This is a genomic window from Parageobacillus sp. NEAU-HV-2 (genome assembly GCF_059115485.1).
In genome coordinates this window covers 413,203-429,983 of the sequence record NZ_JBXUJJ010000001.1, presented here as the reverse complement: position 1 = coordinate 429,983, position 16,781 = coordinate 413,203, and the positions used below count along the sequence as shown (strand labels likewise).

Annotated in this window: 21 protein-coding genes; 6 read left to right on the top strand and 15 right to left on the bottom strand. The window is 44.8% G+C overall.

Annotated elements, in window-relative coordinates; all coding sequences use genetic code 11:
• The first annotated feature begins 40 nt into the window (after positions 1 to 40).
• The gene (locus AC1WMD_RS02375; RefSeq protein WP_043903988.1) at positions 41 to 550 is read left to right on the top strand and encodes a hypothetical protein; all 510 of its coding nucleotides are present in this window, start codon (positions 41 to 43) and stop codon (positions 548 to 550) included.
• Between the two features lie 36 nt (positions 551 to 586).
• Here the strand turns inward: AC1WMD_RS02375 and AC1WMD_RS02370 are convergent, their stop codons facing one another.
• Entirely contained in the window at positions 587 to 1,918 is a 1,332-nt protein-coding gene (locus AC1WMD_RS02370) for a PhoH family protein (protein ID WP_052351418.1), read from the bottom strand.
• A gap of 135 nt (positions 1,919 to 2,053) precedes the next feature.
• Between AC1WMD_RS02370 and AC1WMD_RS02365 the strand changes: the two genes are divergently transcribed.
• Together AC1WMD_RS02365 and AC1WMD_RS02360 are read left to right on the top strand one after the other, a co-directional pair.
• Entirely contained in the window at positions 2,054 to 2,653 is a 600-nt protein-coding gene (locus tag AC1WMD_RS02365) for a YhcN/YlaJ family sporulation lipoprotein (protein ID WP_043903986.1), read from the top strand.
• Between the two features lie 175 nt (positions 2,654 to 2,828).
• Positions 2,829 to 3,029, top strand: a complete 201-nt coding sequence (locus AC1WMD_RS02360; RefSeq protein WP_043903985.1) for a YlaI family protein — start codon at positions 2,829 to 2,831, stop codon at positions 3,027 to 3,029.
• 87 nt (positions 3,030 to 3,116) lie between these two features.
• On the opposite strand, the gene AC1WMD_RS02355 is transcribed toward AC1WMD_RS02360, so the two are convergent.
• From AC1WMD_RS02355 to typA, 3 genes are read right to left on the bottom strand one after another with little or no spacing between them, the layout of a single operon-like run.
• Entirely contained in the window at positions 3,117 to 3,410 is a 294-nt protein-coding gene (locus AC1WMD_RS02355) for a hypothetical protein (RefSeq protein WP_043903984.1), read from the bottom strand.
• A 12-nt stretch (positions 3,411 to 3,422) separates the two neighbouring features.
• The gene (locus AC1WMD_RS02350) at positions 3,423 to 3,740 is read right to left on the bottom strand and encodes a YlaH-like family protein (RefSeq protein WP_043903983.1); all 318 of its coding nucleotides are present in this window, start codon (positions 3,738 to 3,740) and stop codon (positions 3,423 to 3,425) included.
• Between the two features lie 13 nt (positions 3,741 to 3,753).
• Positions 3,754 to 5,598, bottom strand: a complete 1,845-nt coding sequence (gene typA, locus AC1WMD_RS02345) for a translational GTPase TypA (RefSeq protein WP_494255880.1) — start codon at positions 5,596 to 5,598, stop codon at positions 3,754 to 3,756.
• Positions 5,599 to 5,727: 129 nt separating this feature from the next.
• On the opposite strand from typA, the gene AC1WMD_RS02340 reads away from it, so the two are divergent.
• Positions 5,728 to 5,913: a DUF5325 family protein gene (locus AC1WMD_RS02340; RefSeq protein WP_043903981.1), complete on the top strand. Its 186-nt coding sequence runs from the start codon at positions 5,728 to 5,730 to the stop codon at positions 5,911 to 5,913.
• Positions 5,914 to 5,944: 31 nt separating this feature from the next.
• Here AC1WMD_RS02340 and AC1WMD_RS02335 read toward each other — a convergent pair whose 3' ends face one another.
• From AC1WMD_RS02335 to AC1WMD_RS02320, 4 genes are all read right to left on the bottom strand, one after another.
• On the bottom strand, positions 5,945 to 6,745 hold the full coding sequence (locus tag AC1WMD_RS02335) for an inositol monophosphatase family protein (protein WP_043903980.1): 801 nt from the start codon (positions 6,743 to 6,745) through the stop codon (positions 5,945 to 5,947).
• A 121-nt stretch (positions 6,746 to 6,866) separates the two neighbouring features.
• Complete coding sequence (locus AC1WMD_RS02330; RefSeq protein WP_017434648.1) at positions 6,867 to 7,055, bottom strand: YkzI domain-containing protein; 189 nt, start codon at positions 7,053 to 7,055, stop codon at positions 6,867 to 6,869.
• 162 nt (positions 7,056 to 7,217) lie between these two features.
• Positions 7,218 to 7,490 carry a UPF0223 family protein gene (locus AC1WMD_RS02325; protein ID WP_043903979.1) on the bottom strand — a complete coding sequence of 91 codons (273 nt, stop codon included), beginning with the start codon at positions 7,488 to 7,490 and terminating at the stop codon, positions 7,218 to 7,220.
• A gap of 17 nt (positions 7,491 to 7,507) precedes the next feature.
• Positions 7,508 to 8,467, bottom strand: coding sequence for an NAD(P)H-dependent flavin oxidoreductase (locus tag AC1WMD_RS02320; RefSeq protein WP_043903978.1), 960 nt, complete (start codon positions 8,465 to 8,467; stop codon positions 7,508 to 7,510).
• A 178-nt stretch (positions 8,468 to 8,645) separates the two neighbouring features.
• Here AC1WMD_RS02320 and AC1WMD_RS02315 point away from each other — a divergent pair, with 178 nt between their 5' ends.
• Positions 8,646 to 10,118 carry an aminotransferase class I/II-fold pyridoxal phosphate-dependent enzyme gene (locus AC1WMD_RS02315; protein ID WP_043903977.1) on the top strand — a complete coding sequence of 491 codons (1,473 nt, stop codon included), beginning with the start codon at positions 8,646 to 8,648 and terminating at the stop codon, positions 10,116 to 10,118.
• Positions 10,119 to 10,235: 117 nt separating this feature from the next.
• On the opposite strand, the gene AC1WMD_RS02310 is transcribed toward AC1WMD_RS02315, so the two are convergent.
• Entirely contained in the window at positions 10,236 to 10,361 is a 126-nt protein-coding gene (locus tag AC1WMD_RS02310) for a GapA-binding peptide SR1P (RefSeq protein WP_043903976.1), read from the bottom strand.
• 136 nt (positions 10,362 to 10,497) lie between these two features.
• A complete protein-coding gene (locus AC1WMD_RS02305) occupies positions 10,498 to 10,800 on the bottom strand; it encodes a DUF3055 domain-containing protein (RefSeq protein ID WP_043903975.1) in 303 nt (100 codons plus the stop codon).
• Positions 10,801 to 10,928: 128 nt separating this feature from the next.
• Between AC1WMD_RS02305 and AC1WMD_RS02300 the strand changes: the two genes are divergently transcribed.
• Positions 10,929 to 11,351: a DUF1885 family protein gene (locus AC1WMD_RS02300; protein ID WP_043903974.1), complete on the top strand. Its 423-nt coding sequence runs from the start codon at positions 10,929 to 10,931 to the stop codon at positions 11,349 to 11,351.
• A gap of 23 nt (positions 11,352 to 11,374) precedes the next feature.
• On the opposite strand, the gene AC1WMD_RS02295 is transcribed toward AC1WMD_RS02300, so the two are convergent.
• From AC1WMD_RS02295 to pdhA, 5 genes are all read right to left on the bottom strand, one after another.
• The gene (locus AC1WMD_RS02295) at positions 11,375 to 11,617 is read right to left on the bottom strand and encodes a hypothetical protein (RefSeq protein WP_043903973.1); all 243 of its coding nucleotides are present in this window, start codon (positions 11,615 to 11,617) and stop codon (positions 11,375 to 11,377) included.
• A 134-nt stretch (positions 11,618 to 11,751) separates the two neighbouring features.
• Complete coding sequence (gene lpdA / locus AC1WMD_RS02290) at positions 11,752 to 13,164, bottom strand: dihydrolipoyl dehydrogenase (protein ID WP_043903972.1); 1,413 nt, start codon at positions 13,162 to 13,164, stop codon at positions 11,752 to 11,754.
• Positions 13,165 to 13,168: 4 nt separating this feature from the next.
• Positions 13,169 to 14,476 (bottom strand): dihydrolipoamide acetyltransferase family protein, encoded by a 1,308-nt coding sequence (locus AC1WMD_RS02285; RefSeq protein WP_043903971.1) that lies wholly within the window; start codon positions 14,474 to 14,476, stop codon positions 13,169 to 13,171.
• Positions 14,477 to 14,553: 77 nt separating this feature from the next.
• A complete protein-coding gene (gene pdhB / locus AC1WMD_RS02280) occupies positions 14,554 to 15,531 on the bottom strand; it encodes a pyruvate dehydrogenase complex E1 component subunit beta (protein ID WP_043903970.1) in 978 nt (325 codons plus the stop codon).
• Between the two features lie 3 nt (positions 15,532 to 15,534).
• On the bottom strand, positions 15,535 to 16,644 hold the full coding sequence (pdhA, locus tag AC1WMD_RS02275; protein WP_043903969.1) for a pyruvate dehydrogenase (acetyl-transferring) E1 component subunit alpha: 1,110 nt from the start codon (positions 16,642 to 16,644) through the stop codon (positions 15,535 to 15,537).
• Between the last annotated feature and the right edge of the window lie 137 nt (positions 16,645 to 16,781).

Genomic DNA, 16,781 nt, shown 5'->3' with positions numbered 1-16,781 from the left:
TACTAAAAAACAGCAGCTGATGTAGAGGAGAGGATCGAAAATGAACGATATTATTCTTATAACAGGAAATGTAAAGTTTACCATTACGTTGGATCCGGGAGTATGGATTTTTGATGACCGTAAAATAGATTTAGACACATACTTTTTAAACCCTTCCCATGGGCAGCAACATGAACAACAGGAAGAAGAAGAGGAAATCAAAAAGTTATCTGCTTTTTGGGACCGAGAAATCCAGGAAGGTGCCGTTTTTCCGCCAACGTTAAACACAGAAAAACGCTTTTTGAAGGAAAAAATCATTACAGGGACGTTTGCAATGCCGCTCGCTCCCTTTTTGCGCAATGCGGAGCCGCTACCGGATGCAAAAGAGCTGACAATCGTAACCGAGCATGGCGAAATAACGATTTCGCTTGAACAAGCTTATGAAGCGATTCTCGGCTTTTCCAAAGAGGGAAAACCGCTGCGAGAAGACGGGCCCGTACATTTTTATTTTGGCGACGGTTCCAACCGCGAAGCGCCAATTACCCATGTCCGCCGCTTTGTTGTCCGTTAAGGCTGGATGTCCCGCGATGCGGGACATCCAACTTTTTTACAATATATCCGCAGCAAGCTGCGCCAATGCCGAGCGCTCTCCTTTGATCAGACGGACGTGCCCGGCGATTTTCTGGTCTTTAAATTTCTCCACGACGTACGTGAGACCATTGTTGTATTCATCCAAATATGGGTGATCAATTTGCTCCGGATCGCCCATCAAAACAATTTTACTTTTCTCGCCGACACGCGTTAAAATCGTTTTTATTTCGTGTTTCGTTAAATTTTGTGCCTCATCAATAATAATAAACTGCTCCGGCAGACTGCGACCGCGTATATAGGTGAGCGCTTCTACTTCAATCGAACCCATTCCCGCCAAAATCGCATCTAATTCCCCTGGTTTTTTTGTGTTAAATAAGTATTCTAAATTATCGAAAATCGGCTGCATCCATGGACGCAGCTTTTCTTCTTTTTCCCCCGGCAAAAAGCCGATATCTTTTCCCATGGGGACGATTGGCCTAGCGACAAGCAGCTTTTTATACGTGCGTAAATCTTCCGTCTGCATCAATCCCGCCGCAAGAGCAAGCAGCGTTTTTCCCGTTCCCGCTTTGCCAATCAAGGTGACAAGCTGGATGTCATCGCGCATAAGCAGTTCAAACGCCATCGTTTGCTGCACGTTGCGCGGACGAATCCCCCATATATGTTCATAGTGAAACACAAGCTTTTTCACTTTTTTGCCGCTGTGATCGACAATGCCTATGGCAGAGGCGGAACCGCCAAATGCATCTTTCATAATGATAAATTGGTTTGGGTAAAAAGGATGATTGGCAATGTCGGCTAAAACGAGTTCTCCTTTTTCATAAAACCGCTGCAGGTGCTCTGTCCCTATGTATAACTCGAGAAAACCAGTATAAATATGGTCGACATCGACAACACGGTCGCTTAAAAAATCTTCTGCCTGCAATCCAATTGCATCTGCCTTCACGCGCACAAGCGCATCCTTGCTGACTAAAATAACAGAACGGCCATTTTCTTTTGCTTGTTCCTCGAGAGATAAGTTTTTTGCTACCGCTAAAATGCGGTTGTCATTTGTTTTTTCTACAAAAATTTCCTGCAGTTGCTGAAAAGAACGATGATTTAATTCAATGCGCAGCACTCCGCCGTTTTCGAGCGGAATTTTTTCATGCAGCTTTCCGTTTTCGCGCAGACGGTCGATCAGCTTCGATACTTGCCGGGCGTTTCTGCCAACTTCATCCATGTACCTTTTTTTCGAATCGACTTCCTCGAGCACGACCGCCGGAATGACCACCTCATTATCTTCAAATGAAAAGATGGAATATGGATCTTGCAGCAGCACATTTGTATCTAATACATATATTTTTTTTCCCAAATTACCACTCTCCCCATTTTTCATTTTTTACTTTCCTGGACGGGAATGGTTGTTATATAAGATATGAAAAAATGCATAAAGATAGAAGAATGTTTGCAAAATAAAGTAAAAAAATGAGATAGAGGTGTGCAAATGATGAACTGGATCCGGTGTTTGTTGGTTGCCTTATGCATTTGCCTATTGGGCGGATGTAATATAGGAAATGATGAGCGTGCCAAGGACACGGAACGCTCGCTTGTCCGTGTCAAAAACTCGACAAATGAAAAAATAACGAACAAGACAGGCCAAAACATTGCCCACCGCCTCGCTAATTTAGCCGACCGCGTACCAAACGTAAACGATGCAACCGTGCTTGTGGTCGGAAAATACGCCATTGTTGGCATTGATATCGATGCAAATATGGATGCTTCGCGGGTGGGAACGATTAAATATTCCGTTGCCGAAGCGCTGCAAAAAGATCCTTATGGAGCTAACGCCATTATCATTGCTGACCCTGACCTGTATGCCCGCTTGAAAAACATCGCAAGCCAAGTGGATAACGGCCGTCCTGTTCAGGCATTTATGAACGAAATTGCCGACATCGTCGGACGGGTCATGCCGGAAGTGCCTAGCGACTTATTGGAAACGACACCACCTGAGCCAACCGATGAAAATGATTCGCAACTAAACAAGAAAGAAGAGCAACAGCTCCATCACCGTCAAGAAAAACAATCGAATGAATACTTAAATAAATAACGAGCCTAGCTTTGCTAGGCTCGTTTTATTTGGCATCGCGTTGCCGCATATGTATCATCTATGTTTGGATTCATGATATAATAATGAAGTCAACTCACTATCTGCTAATCCATTGGTTGAAGTGGGAGTTTCCTTATTTTCTGATACAAATTTGCATGAACCAACGAGGTGGACAATGAGAGTGAAATGCGTTCTTTGCGACCGAATTGATACGATTGCTGATGAATCGCTGCTGGCAAAACGGCTGCGCAACCGCCCTATTCACACCTATATGTGCAAGGAGTGTTACGATCGCATCGCCGAAAAAACGAAAGCACGGCTAGCAACTGGAAAATTTCGTATATATCGTTCCACATTGTCCGATGATGAATGGTAAATGATCAATCTAGCCGGCCTTTTTTCAGGACTTGCTGGCGGCATCATCTTGAGTTTTACACTAAAAAAGCCGGGGAAACCCGGCTTTTTAGGAAAGATAGTTGCGATATTTTTCTGGATTGTTTTCTATTTGCTTCAGCATCACATCAATTAGCTCCACTGGAAACCGCGCCGCTTGTTTTTCTCCGTTCCGCTCGTAGTGAACGATATACATTTCCCCGGCTTCATCTTTGTTTACTTCTAGACCAGTAATTTGAAAATCGTTCCTTAGTATTTCGTAAAAAAAGAAAGCTGTCTCTTGCGCTGCCATATCGTCTGGACGCGCCTGGGCCACCACATAGATCGTCAGCCAATTATAGAGGGCATCTTGCAACGATTTCACCGTTTCACCGCCTTACTTTTCTTCTTTCATCTCGTGTTTTTTGGATTGGTATAGGCGGACTTTATAAATAATTAATACGAGAGCGGCGATTACCAATCCTTCCGCAATCGGCAAAAATACGGCAAAAAAGGTTAAAATCGTGCAGCCTAACGCCAACAGCGCATAGATGATGACGTTTTTCAGCAAAGGAAGCTTCTTGGCAAAACCGAGACGGTACACAACGGCAGCCAAGAGGAAAATCGTAATGTAAAGCAGCCACATCCCTTTCTCCGGATTTGCGTCCACTTTATATAACGACGCAAAAAATGTGAGGCGTTCTAAAACATTCACCAAATCCCCTCCCTTATTTCGCCTGCTGTGCTGCTTTCTTTTTCTTCTCCAGCTTTTCGCGCTCGCTTTTATTTAGTATTTTTTTGCGCAGGCGAATCGACTTTGGTGTTACTTCGCAATACTCATCGTCATTTAAGTATTCAAGCGCTTCTTCAAGCGTCATTAAACGCGGCTTTTTCATGGTGACCGTTTGCTCTTTTGTCGACGAGCGGATGTTCGTCATATGTTTTTCCCGGCAAATATTGACGACCAAATCGTTTTCGCGATTGTGCTCACCGACAATCATTCCTTCATATACCTCCGTCCCCGGCTCGACAAAAATCGTTCCACGGTCTTCTAGCTGCATAATGCCATACGCCGTTGCTTTACCGGTTTCCATAGAAATGAGCACTCCTTGGCGGCGACCCCCTACTTGTCCACTTTGTGCCGGTGCATAATGGTCAAACGAATGGTTTAAAATTCCATATCCGCGTGTCAATGACATAAACTCCGTTCGATAACCAATCAATCCGCGCGAAGGCACCATAAAGACGAGGCGCACTTGTCCATTTTCATTATGGACCATATCCACCAGCTCGCCTTTGCGGGCCCCGATTGATTCCATAATTGCCCCGGTATATTCTTCTGGAATATCAATGATGACCCGTTCCACCGGCTCGCAAAGCACGCCATCGATTTCTTTCATAATCACTTCCGGCTTGGACACTTGCAACTCATATCCCTCGCGACGCATGTTTTCAATCAAAATCGATAAATGAAGCTCGCCGCGCCCGGAAACGATCCACGCATCAGGAGAATCCGTATTTTCCACGCGCAGGCTGACATCCGTCTCGAGCTGGGTACGCAGGCGTTCCTCTAGCTTTCTTGCCGTAACATATTTGCCTTCGCGTCCGGCAAATGGGCTATTGTTCACTAAAAACGTCATTTTCAAAGTCGGTTCATCAATGCGAAGCGGTGGCAATGCTTCTTGATGATCAAACGGGCATACCGTTTCCCCGACGTTAATATCTTCCATTCCCGCCACCGCGACAATATCTCCTGCTTCTGCCTCGGTAATTTCTATCCGTTTTAAGCCGATAAACCCAAACAATTTGGTGACGCGGAACGTTTTCACTGAACCATCCAATTTCATTAGCGCCACTTGCTGTCCGACTTTCATTGTGCCGCGAAAGATACGGCCGATACCGATACGCCCAACGTACTCGTTGTAATCAAGCAGCGCCACTTGAAATTGTAGCGGTTCCTCCCGATTATCCAACGGCGCTGGAATATGATCGATAATCGTTTCAAATAATACGCTCATATCTTTCTCTTGCTCGTGAGGATCCAAGCTCGCCGTTCCGTGCAGCGCCGAAGTATAGACAACCGGAAACTCGAGCTGATCTTCCGATGCTCCTAATTCAATAAATAAGTCAATCACTTCGTCGACGACTTCCTCCGGTCGCGCGAACTCACGGTCAATTTTATTGACGACAACAATAGGCGTCAGCTGCTGCTCAAGCGCCTTTTTCAGCACAAAGCGCGTCTGCGGCATGCAGCCTTCATAGGCGTCTACAACCAATAAAACGCCATCGACAAGCCGCATGATCCGTTCTACTTCCCCGCCGAAATCAGCATGGCCAGGCGTATCTAAAATATTAATGCGCGTCCCTTTATACTGAACGGCAGTATTTTTGGCTAAAATGGTAATCCCACGTTCTCTTTCCAAATCGTTCCGGTCCAAAGCACGTTCTTCTACATGTTCGTTTTCACGGAACGTTCCCGACTGCCGCAGCAATTGATCCACTAACGTTGTTTTGCCATGGTCTACGTGTGCGATAATTGCAATATTGCGGAGATCTTCTCTTCTTTTTGTCAAGGTGTGTCACTCCTATGTGTAAACTGCTCGTTTATTATATCATAAAGATAGAAAAGCGGCATATTTTCCTGTACACTAAAGAAAAACGCAAAATTTTACCGCTCAACAGGAAAGGAGAATAATAAACAAATGAAACAGATTCAACCGATTCCGCTTTTATTGGCGATATTCGCGGTCATCGCCATTATGGCCATCGGCATTTTTATCGCGGAACAAAGCATTATCGGCGTTATTTTATCCGTCATCGTTTTATTGGTTATTGTCGGCATCGGATTTGCCCGCAAAAAACGAATGCGCGAAAAAGGAATGCTATAGAAAATGGGACAACTTCCTAGTTTGTCCCGTTCTAATGATGAATGTATTTTTGTAAAATTTCTTCATGCAATCCCGGCTTTGACACAAATACGGAGTTTCTTTCCAGGAGACGAAGCGGCTCACCATACAAATTTGTCACAATGCCGCCGACTTCCTGTACAAGCACAAGCCCACCGGCGAAATCCCACGGCGACAGGCGCATCGTAATATAGGCGTCCAAGAAGCCTGCGGCGACATATGCCATTTCGAGCGCCGCGGATCCGTATGAACGCGTTCCTCTCACATCTTTGACGAGCGGAGCCAATACGCTCGGATCGATTCGTTTATTTTCTGTTACCCATGTAGCATTTAACGAGATGATCGCTTCGGAAACAGATACCGGTTCTAAAGGGGGAAGCGGCTTATCGTTCAAAAACGCTCCTTCGCCTTTGCGCGCGGCATACAGTTCATCCTGCACGACATCGTACACATATCCTAACATTCCGACTCCATTTTCAAACACGCCGATAGAAATCGCAAAGTTTCGCTGCTGATGAACAAAATTCATCGTTCCATCGATCGGATCAATAATCCAGACAATGCCTTCGAGGGTGGTGATGTTATCGCCAAACCCCTCTTCCCCTAGCACGTGATGGTGGGGGAATGTTTTTTTTATGTTTTCAATAAAAAAGCGCTCTGTTTCGCGATCGACATTGGTGACGAGATCGTTGCGGTGCGATTTTGTTTCCACCGTCAGCTTTTGTGCAAATGTAGCACGGATTCTTGCTCCTGCTTCCTTTATCCATTGTCGGGCATAACGATCGATTTCTTCCCATGTTTTTGTTTTTTGCATATTCTACCTCCTGCTTTCCGCGAAGTATGTACGCATAAAAAATGTTTCATTAGCGAAAGAGGCGCCGGCACGTTTCAAGAAAAAAACGAACCGCTGAAGGTGGTTCGCCTTAAATGTGCTGTCATACTTGAAGGCGCATTAATTCTTGACGCAGTTTTTCCAATCTTCGTTTGCATTCTTTTTTCTTTTCTTCATCGTTTTCCATCATCGCTTCATACAGCGTCGCTAACTCATAATCTAATTCTAGCCGCAATACCGCCATGCGCTTCTCTCCGTCCGTACGCTTCACCGAATTCATTGTTTTTTTCATGTGCATAAGCACCCCTTTCGCTATGATCCCGAAAAGCCTTTGGATAAATACAAAATTTTCTGATAGTTATTTTGTTTTATATATATTATGTGAAAAAAAGGGGGTATGCAACAAATTTGTGTATTCACCTACTTTTCGCGCTGTGCCATCTATGCGGCTCATTCATGCCATGTGAATCCAATCGCCGTTTTTTGCTGCTTTCGCTTTTTTCATTACTTGATAGGATGAATAGCCGCTTGCCTGTTCAAATTCATCGCATAATTTTTTTTCTTCGCTTTTGCTTGGGACAATTTCTTTAAAACGGCGGTATGTGTGCATTAGTTTTTCCCGTTCCATTCCTTTTTCATAGACGGTTTCAATCGCTTCAAAAAATTTGATGACATCAATAATTTCTTGCGTTGACCAGTCATAGGAAAACGGGTAGGAATAATTCATCGCCTACACCTCCAACGCTAGTTTGCCCATCTGCGCCGGATTTGCTCCGCTTCACTAATCATGCGCGCAAACAATTCTGCTACCGTTGGGATGTCTTTAATTAATCCCATCACTTGCCCGGCCCAGGCAAACCCTTCGTTTATTTTTCCATCGTAAATAAAGCGTCGGTTCGCTTCGCCGCTGATATATTCTTTCAGCTGCTCGTAGGTGCCGCCCTTGTCCTCGATTTCTAATATTTTTTGCGTCCACTCATTGGCAATCGCACGGCCTGGCGCTCCTAACGTCCGTTTAATGACGACCGTATCATTCTCCGATCCTTTCACCAGCATTTCTTTATAGATCGGATGAGCATGGACGCATTCCTTTGTCGCAATAAATCTTGTTCCCATTTCAATACCTTCCGCCCCAAGCGCCAACGCCGCCATCAAGCCGCGCCCGTCGCCGATGCCGCCTGAAGCAATCACCGGAATCGACACCGAATCGACTACTTTCGGAATCAGAACAAACGTCCCTGTATCATATTTTCCTAAATGGCCGCCCCCTTCTTGGCCGACCACCATCACTGCATCGGCGCCAAGCTCTTCTGCTTTAACCGCTTGGCGAACAGCGGCAACCAATACGAGTTTTTTCACGTTTGTCCCTTTTAGTTGTTCAAAAAACGGGGCCGGATTTCCTCCCGTGACGGAAACTACAGGCACACCTTCTTCCAATGCGGCTTCGAGCATATGCTGAAACGGACGGCCGTGCTGTCCGATCGCAAAATTGACGCCAAATGGACGATCGGTTTTGTCTTTTACTTTGCGAATTTCCTCACGCAATCGTTCCGGGCTTTCTAGCGACATTGCCGTAATTTGTCCTAAGCCTCCGGCGTTAGAGACCGCGGCCGCCAAATCGGCATACGCTAAATAGGCAAGCCCTCCTTGAATAATCGGATATGTAATGCCAAGCAACTCTGTTACTCTCGTTTTCCAAATCATGCTTTTCCCTCCTTCTTATTAAGTATACTATGTTTCTCGTTGATATGGCTATTTTCCTCTTTATATCCTTAATTTATGTGATAGAAAATTTTACAAGCAATTCATGCTTTGCAAATAAAAAAATAAATGCTATAATGCACTTGTTTTATTTTTATGCAAAAAGAGGTGTGAAAAAACATTGTCGCAGTTTGAAACACCATTGTTCACAGGATTATTAGAACATATCAGAAAAAATCCTATCCAATTCCATATTCCTGGCCATAAAAAAGGGGCAGGGATGGATCCTGAGTTTCGTGATTTTATTGGAGAAAATGCGTTAGCTATGGATTTGATTAATATCGGTCCTCTCGATGATCTTCATCACCCAAAAGGCATTATCAAGCACGCTCAAGAGCTAGCAGCAGAAGCATTCGGGGCCGATTATACATTTTTTTCTGTCCAAGGGACAAGCGGTGCCATTATGGCCATGGTGATGTCCGTTGCTAGTCCCGGCGACAAAATCATCGTTCCGCGCAACGTGCATAAATCGGTCATGTCTGCTATTGTCTTTTCTGGTGCAACACCGATTTTCATTCATCCGGAAATTGATAAAGAGCTTGGCATTTCCCACGGCATCACACCAGAAGCAGTCGAAAAAGCGCTCAAGCAACACCCGGACGCCAAAGGAGTACTCGTGATTAACCCAACCTATTTCGGCATCGCCGGGGATTTAAAGAAAATTGTTGAAATCGCTCATTCCTATCACGTTCCTGTTCTCGTTGATGAAGCACATGGTGTCCATATTCATTTTCATGAAGATCTTCCGCTTTCCGCTATGCAAGCTGGGGCGGATATGGCAGCAACAAGCGTTCATAAATTAGGCGGTTCTTTGACGCAAAGTTCTATTTTAAACGTACGTGAAGGACTCGTATCCGCAAAACACGTACAAGCTATTTTAAGCATGCTAACGACAACATCTACTTCTTATTTGTTGCTAGCCTCTTTAGATGTTGCACGCAAATGGCTTGCTACACAAGGACGGGAACATATTGAAAAAGCTATTCAGCTTGCAGAAAAGACCCGGCGACAAATAAACGAAATCCCTTATCTTTATTGTGTAGGAAAAGAAATTTTAGGAACGGAAGCAACATATCATTACGATCCAACCAAGCTTACCATCTCTGTCAAAGAACTAGGTTTAACAGGATACGACGTCGAGAAATGGCTGCGGGAAATGTACAACATTGAAGTAGAGTTATCCGATTTGTACAACATTTTATGCATTATTACGCCTGGAGATACGGAGCGGGAAGCAAACGCGCTTGTGAATGCCCTTCGCCATTTATCTGAACAATTCCGCCACCAGGCGGCGGAAGGAGTAAAGCCGAAAGTATTATTGCCGGACATCCCTACTCTTGCCTTAACTCCGCGCGACGCGTTTTACGCGGAAACGGAAGTCGTGCCATTTGAAGAATCGGCAGGCCGGATTATTGCTGAATTTATCATGGTTTATCCGCCAGGAATTCCGATTTTTATTCCTGGAGAAATTATTACCCAAGAAAATTTAAACTATATCAAAAAGAATTTAGAAGTCGGTCTGCCGGTGCAAGGGCCGGAAGACGACACGCTGCAAACATTGCGGGTGATTAAAGAACATAAGCCAATCCGTTAGAAAAACGCAAGCCAATACTGGCTTGCGTTTTTTCTTTTTCATAAAATAAAAGGCGCGCATGTGCCCCTTTCACATGCGCGCTATATGCAAACCTTCCCCCATCGTTTGACCACTTCTTTATTCTTTCTCTTCTGCATCCCCGTCACGATCGCATTTGCAGCATTTTCCGTAAAGCGTTGTCACTTTTTCGTCTTCAAAGTGTGCAATCGTCGCATCACATGTTTGACATACGATTGTGCCCATCCCAAAAACTCCTTTATGATGATATATTCATTAGCTAATTCAATAATAATATATCACATTTATGTTGTCAACCCCCAATTTGTATGTCACATTTATTCTTTACTCATCAAAAAAAGCGAGTAAAAATACTCGCTTTTTAATATTCATATTCGGGATGAACGGATGTGAATGGAAGGACAACAGAGAAGAACTCCGCTAAATCAGCAGCTTGCTCTTCCGTATCGATGCGGAAAATTTGTTGCAAATATTTATGATTTTCTACGTCTTTTGGATCGAGGAGGATAGAGCGGCCTGTTTGCATGCAAATAACAAGAGGTTTTCCAAAGAACATATTCGTATACACAATTCCAAAATCGTAGCGAGTATCCTTCGCTATAAAACCAACAAATCGAACTTTCACCTTTTCATATTCATCATATAGCTTTTCAAATAAATTCATAAGCTCCCTCCCTTATAAATGTATTGAATATTATTATAATTCTAAAATATGTTAAAATCAATAGCTCTCCCTTACGTAAACATGCTACAATAAAAATATGGGACGTTAATGATAGAGGTGATTCGTATATGGCGACGCATGCTTACATAAAGCTCGTTCCTGCATCGAAACAGAAAACGATTACATTAGAAGAAGTGAAACAATTGTTTCAGTATTACCGGGATATTTTAAGCAAAACGGGGGAGCAGCTTGGTTGGAGGTACGAACAAGCCGCCTTTCCTTATCAGCTGGTGGAAACGGACGAAGGAAAGGGAAAATGGTTTTACTTAAAAGGGGACGGCCACCGGTATCGAGCGATCATCGTCGGCGTTGGGACGCATGCGGAAACAAACGGAGAAAGTGAACAATCATTTATTCAAATTACACTACCTAATGAGGCGACATACGGCGATAAAGGGAAAGCGAATGAGTTTTGCAAGTTTCTCGCCAAAAAACTAGAAGGAGAGCTTCATCTGTTTAATGGAAAAGTGATGTACTTCTGCAAGCGATAGTGGTTCCGTTATCGTTTTTTTCCTTACCGAAACGTCTCCCAAACAAAATGCTGACAAGTAAAGTACACAACGGCCGTCAATGTTGTTGTCCAAAACGCTTTTCGGGTGCGCAAGCCCAGTTTTCGCGCTAACAAAAAGGCAATATATAAAAACACGCAAAGCATCATCCCTTTAAAAAATGGCCGATCCCGCCCTGACAGCCATTCAATGAGTGAAAAGCTGCTCCAAATCATCATTTGCAGTAAAAATGCCACATATTCTTTCATTAGTCATCCCCCACATTTTCTCTACCATAACGATATGAACAAGCAAGGGAAAATATTATTGATCAGTGGACAAGAAAGGTCATTTTATAGAACAAAATGGGTTTCAGACATTTGTCTGAAACCCATTTGTCCACTTATTTAGTGATAATATGAATTGGAGTGCCAAGAACAGCTTCTGCTGCTTCCATTGCAATTTCGCCTAACGTTGGGTGAGCGTGAATCGTCAATGCGATATCTTCCGCCGTCATTCCCGCTTCGATGGCAAGCCCGAGTTCGGCGATCATATCGGAAGCGTTCGGACCGATAATTTGCGCACCAATGATGACACCGTCTTCTTTCCGGGCGACGAGCTTCACAAATCCGTCTGTATCGTTCAAAGAAAGCGCGCGGCCGTTTGCAGCAAACGGGAATTTTGCCGTCACGACATCAATTCCTTCGTCTTTTGCTTGCTGTTCAAAATAGCCGACAGAAGCGCATTCCGGATCAGAGAACACAACGGCTGGAATTGCGATGTAATCCACTTCAGACGGTTTTCCAGCGATCGCTTCGGCAGCGATTTTTCCTTCATAGGACGCCTTATGGGCAAGCGCCGGTCCCGGAACGATGTCGCCGATGGCGAAAATATTCGGAACGCTTGTCCGACATTGTTTATCCACTTCAATTAAGCCGCGATCCGTCATTTTGATACCGATTTGTTCTAAACCGAGCTCGTCGGTATTCGGACGGCGTCCCACTGTTACGAGCACATAGTCTGCGTCAATCGTTTTCGTTTCCCCTTTTACTTCAAAGGTAACCGTTACGCCGTCTTCCCGCTCTTCTACACCTTTAGCAAGCGCATTGGTGAAGATTTCGACGCCTTTTTTCTTTAAGCGGCGTTTCACAATGGCTGTCATTTGTTTTTCAAAACCGGATAAAATTTCATCTGCTCCTTCGACGATGGTTACTTTTGTTCCAAAGTTCGCATACGCTGTGCCTAATTCTACGCCGATATACCCGCCGCCGATGACGACAAGCGATTTTGGAATTTCCTGCAGGTTGAGCGCACCTGTGGAATCAAGCACACGATTCGAAAACTTAAAGCTTGGAAGCTCGATCGGGCGGGAACCCGTCGCAATAATAGCGTTTTTAAATGTATATGTTTGCGCTTTGTCCCCATTAACGACACGCACCGTATTGGCGTCGACAAAATACGCTTCGCCTTGTACAATTTCTACTTTATTTCCTTTCAGCAAGCCTTCGACGCCGCTTGTTAATTTTTTCACGACACTCGCTTTCCATTGTTGCACCTTCGAAAAATCGACGGTCACATTTTCCGCTTTAATTCCGATCTCTTCGGAATGTTTCGCTTCTTCATAGCGATGGCTTGCAGAAATAAGTGCTTTAGACGGGATGCATCCAACGTTTAAGCATACTCCACCAAGGTTACCTTTTTCGACAATTGTTACTTTTTGGCCTAGCTGGGCTGCACGAATCGCAGCCACATAACCGCCAGGACCTGCACCGACAACGAGCGTTTCTGTTTCAATTGCAAAATCGCCAACTACCATTGTTTTACGCCTCCATTAATAATAATTCAGGATCATTTAATAGACGTTTAATGTGATTCAACGCTTTTTGCGCTGTGGCACCATCAATCATGCGATGGTCAAAGCTTAACGACAGCGCCAATACCGGAGCAACCACGATTTCGCCGTCACGGACAATCGGTTTTTCGGCAATGCGTCCGATGCCAAGGATAGCCACTTCCGGATGGTTAATAACTGGAGTAAACCATTGACCGCCGGCCGAACCGATATTGGTGATCGTGCAGGAAGCACCTTTCATTTCGTTTGGTGCTAGTTTTCCTTCACGTGCTTTTGTCGCAAGTTCATTAATTTCTTTTGCAAGAGCAAAAATTGGTTTGCGGTCCGCATGTTTGATGACCGGAACGAGCAATCCGCGGTCCGTATCGGCAGCAATGCCGATGTTGTAGTAATGTTTATGAATGATTTCTTCCGTTTCGTCGTCAATAGATGTATTTAAAACCGGGAACTCACGCAGCGCCGATGTCAATGCTTTCACCACATATGGCAAGAAAGTGAGCTTGATACCTTTTTCCGCTGCAGCTTCTTTGAATTTTTTGCGGTGTGCGACCAGTTTTGTCACATCCACCTCGTCCATTAAAGTGACATGTGGCGCCGTATGTTTCGAATTGACCATCGCTTTGGCAATCGCACGGCGGATGCCGCTCATTTTCTCGCGAGTTTCTGGGAACTCGCCTTCTAGCACAACCGGTTGTTGGGCTGCTGCAGCCGCTGCTTTTTCTTCTTTTGCCGCTGGTGTTTCTTGTTTTTGCGCCGTTTCTGCACCGCCGGCTAGGAATGCGTCAATATCGCTTTTTAACACGCGGCCATTTTTTCCGGTTCCTTGCACAAGGCGAATATCGACACCTTTTTCACGCGCATATTTACGCACAGAAGGCATTGCGATGACGCGGCGGTTCGGATCGACTTCCGGCTGTTTAGAAGGTTCTGCTTGTGGAGCTGCCGCTTCGCTCTTTTCTTCTTTCGACATTTCTTGAGGTTTTTCCTGCTGTTTCGGCTCATCTTGTTCTTGACCTTTAAATGTCATATTTTCATACCCAGGCGCATCAAACGTAATTAATGTTTGACCAACGGTTGCCACTGTTCCTTCTTCTACTAAAATCTCCAATACTTTCCCTTTTACCGGGGATGGAATTTCCACGACCGCTTTATCGTTTTGCACTTCGCATAAAACATCGTCTTCATTGACTTCATCGCCAGGTTTGACAAACCATTTGACGATTTCTCCTTCATGAATGCCTTCGCCGATATCCGGCAGCTTAAATTCAAATGCCACTGTTTGTCGACCTCCTATTGTTTTCCGAAAAGTATGAGGGAAGGAAGAAGCGCATTGCTTCTTCCTAATTGTTACTCTTAGAAGTTAATGACTTTTTTCGCCGTTTCAATCACATCTTTGAAATTAGGCAGCCATACCGATTCTGCTTGCGAGAACGGATAGACCGTATCCGGCGCCGCCACACGCAACACAGGAGCCTCGAGGCTTAAAATCGCCCGTTCATTAATTTCTGCCACCACATTGGCTGCGATTCCCGCTTGTCGTTGCGCTTCTTGCACTACGATCGCCCGTCCGGTTTTTTCGACAGAACCGATAATCGTTTCAATATCTAACGGCTGAACGGTGCGCAAGTCGACCACTTCGGCAGAAATGCCTTCTTTTTCTAATTCTGCCGCCGCTTTTAACGACTCATGCACCATTGCACCATAAGCAATGATCGTAATATCTTTTCCTTCGCGTTTAATGTCCGCTTTGCCGATTGGAATCGTGTATTCTCCTTCTGGCACTTCCTGACGGAACGAACGATACAATTTTAAGTGTTCCAAGAAAATAACCGGGTCATTGTCGCGGATGGCAGAAATCAGCAATCCTTTCGCATCGTATGGAGTAGATGGAATCACTACTTTTAATCCAGGCTGTTGCGCGACTAATCCTTCCAAACTATCAGAGTGCAGTTCCGGTGTATGGACGCCGCCGCCAAACGGAGAACGAATGGTAATCGGCATGTTGTAGCGACCGCCGGAACGATAGCGGATGCGCGCCATTTGTCCGCAAATCGCGTCCATTGCCTCATAAACAAATCCGAAGAATTGAATTTCCGGAACCGGGCGGAATCCTTGCAGAGCTAGTCCGATCGCAAGCCCGCCGATTCCCGATTCAGCAAGAGGAGTGTCAAATACCCGGTCTTCGCCAAACTCTGCCTGCAATCCTTCCGTCGCCCGGAATACGCCGCCGTTGACCCCAACGTCTTCCCCAAATATTAACACGTTCGGATCGTTTTTTAATTCGATGCGCAACGCATCCGTGATCGCTTGAATCATTGTCATTTGCGCCATGGCTTACTTCGACTCCTTCTCTTTATAAATTTCATACTGCTCTTTTAGATTGAATGGCAGTTCTTCGTACATAATGCTAATTAAATCCGTTACTTTTTGTTTTGGCGTTTCATCCGCTTTTTTAATTGCTTCTTTAATTTCTTCTTTCGCTTGTTCAATTACCTTGTTTTCTTCTTCCTCGCTCCATAAACCTTTGTTTTCCAAAAACTTGCGGAAGCGGACAAGCGGATCTTTTTTCTCCCATTCGCTTTCCAATTCTTTTGTACGATAGCGGGTTGGGTCGTCTCCTGACATCGTATGCGGTCCATAACGGAAGCATAAAGTTTCAATGAGTGTCGGGCCTTCCCCATTGATCGCGCGCTCGCGAGCAGCACGTACAGCCGCATATACGGCTAATGGGTCCATGCCGTCGACTTGAATGCCAGGAATTCCTGCTGCCACCGCTTTTTGCGCAAGTGTTTTTGCTATTGTTTGTTTTTCTACTGGAGTGGAAATAGCAAAGCGGTTGTTTTGCACGACGAAAATCGCTGGTGCTTTAAATGCCCCCGCAAAGTTGATCCCTTCATAGAAATCCCCTTGCGATGTACCGCCGTCACCTGTATATGTAATCGCTACCGCTTTTTTGCCGCGTTTTTTCAGTCCTAGGGCTACGCCTGCTGCTTGAATATATTGCGCACCGATAATAATTTGCGGCGGCAGTACGTTTACTCCTTCTGGAATTTGGTTGCCGTGGAAGTGGCCGCGTGAGAACAAAAACGCTTGATAAAGCGGAAGACCGTGCCAAATAATTTGCGGAACATCACGGTATCCAGGCAAAATAAAATCTTCTTTTTCTAACGCAAAATGGCTCGCAATTTGGCTCGCTTCTTGTCCTGCTGTTGGCGCATAGAAACCTAAACGACCTTGGCGGTTTAACGAAATCGAACGCTGGTCAAGAATGCGGGTGTACACCATGCGGCGCATTAATTCTTTAAGCTGGTCGTCGCTTAAATCGGGCATTGCCGCCTCGTTTACTACTTCCCCTTCTTCGTTTAAAATTTGAAATGTCGGAAATTGTTCAGCAATCTTTTCAAGCTGCTCCGTAAAGTTGAATTGGGATGCTTTTACACCCATTCTGTTCACCTCTACCTTTCGTAAATTTAAAAAATTAAAAATTCATTGCAACGACAACGTTGTTTCATATAGCATTAATTTACCCAAAATCATGGACAAATAAAAAATAAAAGCAGATGCTTTTGTTCCACGGCGTA

Bases quoted from the DNA above. Each gene is read 5' to 3' on its own strand.
- AC1WMD_RS02320 (WP_043903978.1), bottom strand. From the start codon at position 8,467: ATGATTTGGAAAACGAGAGTAACAGAGTTGCTTGGCATTACATATCCG.
- AC1WMD_RS02340 (WP_043903981.1), top strand. From the start codon at position 5,728: ATGAAACAGATTCAACCGATTCCGCTTTTATTGGCGATATTCGCGGTC.
- AC1WMD_RS02335 (WP_043903980.1), bottom strand. From the start codon at position 6,745: ATGCAAAAAACAAAAACATGGGAAGAAATCGATCGTTATGCCCGACAA.
- pdhA (WP_043903969.1), bottom strand. From the start codon at position 16,644: ATGGGTGTAAAAGCATCCCAATTCAACTTTACGGAGCAGCTTGAAAAG.
- AC1WMD_RS02305 (WP_043903975.1), bottom strand. From the start codon at position 10,800: ATGAATTTATTTGAAAAGCTATATGATGAATATGAAAAGGTGAAAGTT.
- AC1WMD_RS02310 (WP_043903976.1), bottom strand. From the start codon at position 10,361: ATGGGCACAATCGTATGTCAAACATGTGATGCGACGATTGCACACTTT.
- AC1WMD_RS02295 (WP_043903973.1), bottom strand. From the start codon at position 11,617: ATGAAAGAATATGTGGCATTTTTACTGCAAATGATGATTTGGAGCAGC.
- AC1WMD_RS02300 (WP_043903974.1), top strand. From the start codon at position 10,929: ATGGCGACGCATGCTTACATAAAGCTCGTTCCTGCATCGAAACAGAAA.
- AC1WMD_RS02360 (WP_043903985.1), top strand. From the start codon at position 2,829: ATGAGAGTGAAATGCGTTCTTTGCGACCGAATTGATACGATTGCTGAT.
- AC1WMD_RS02375 (WP_043903988.1), top strand. From the start codon at position 41: ATGAACGATATTATTCTTATAACAGGAAATGTAAAGTTTACCATTACG.
- AC1WMD_RS02325 (WP_043903979.1), bottom strand. From the start codon at position 7,490: ATGAATTATTCCTACCCGTTTTCCTATGACTGGTCAACGCAAGAAATT.
- AC1WMD_RS02330 (WP_017434648.1), bottom strand. From the start codon at position 7,055: ATGAAAAAAACAATGAATTCGGTGAAGCGTACGGACGGAGAGAAGCGC.
- AC1WMD_RS02365 (WP_043903986.1), top strand. From the start codon at position 2,054: ATGAACTGGATCCGGTGTTTGTTGGTTGCCTTATGCATTTGCCTATTG.
- lpdA (WP_043903972.1), bottom strand. From the start codon at position 13,164: ATGGTAGTTGGCGATTTTGCAATTGAAACAGAAACGCTCGTTGTCGGT.
- pdhB (WP_043903970.1), bottom strand. From the start codon at position 15,531: ATGGCGCAAATGACAATGATTCAAGCGATCACGGATGCGTTGCGCATC.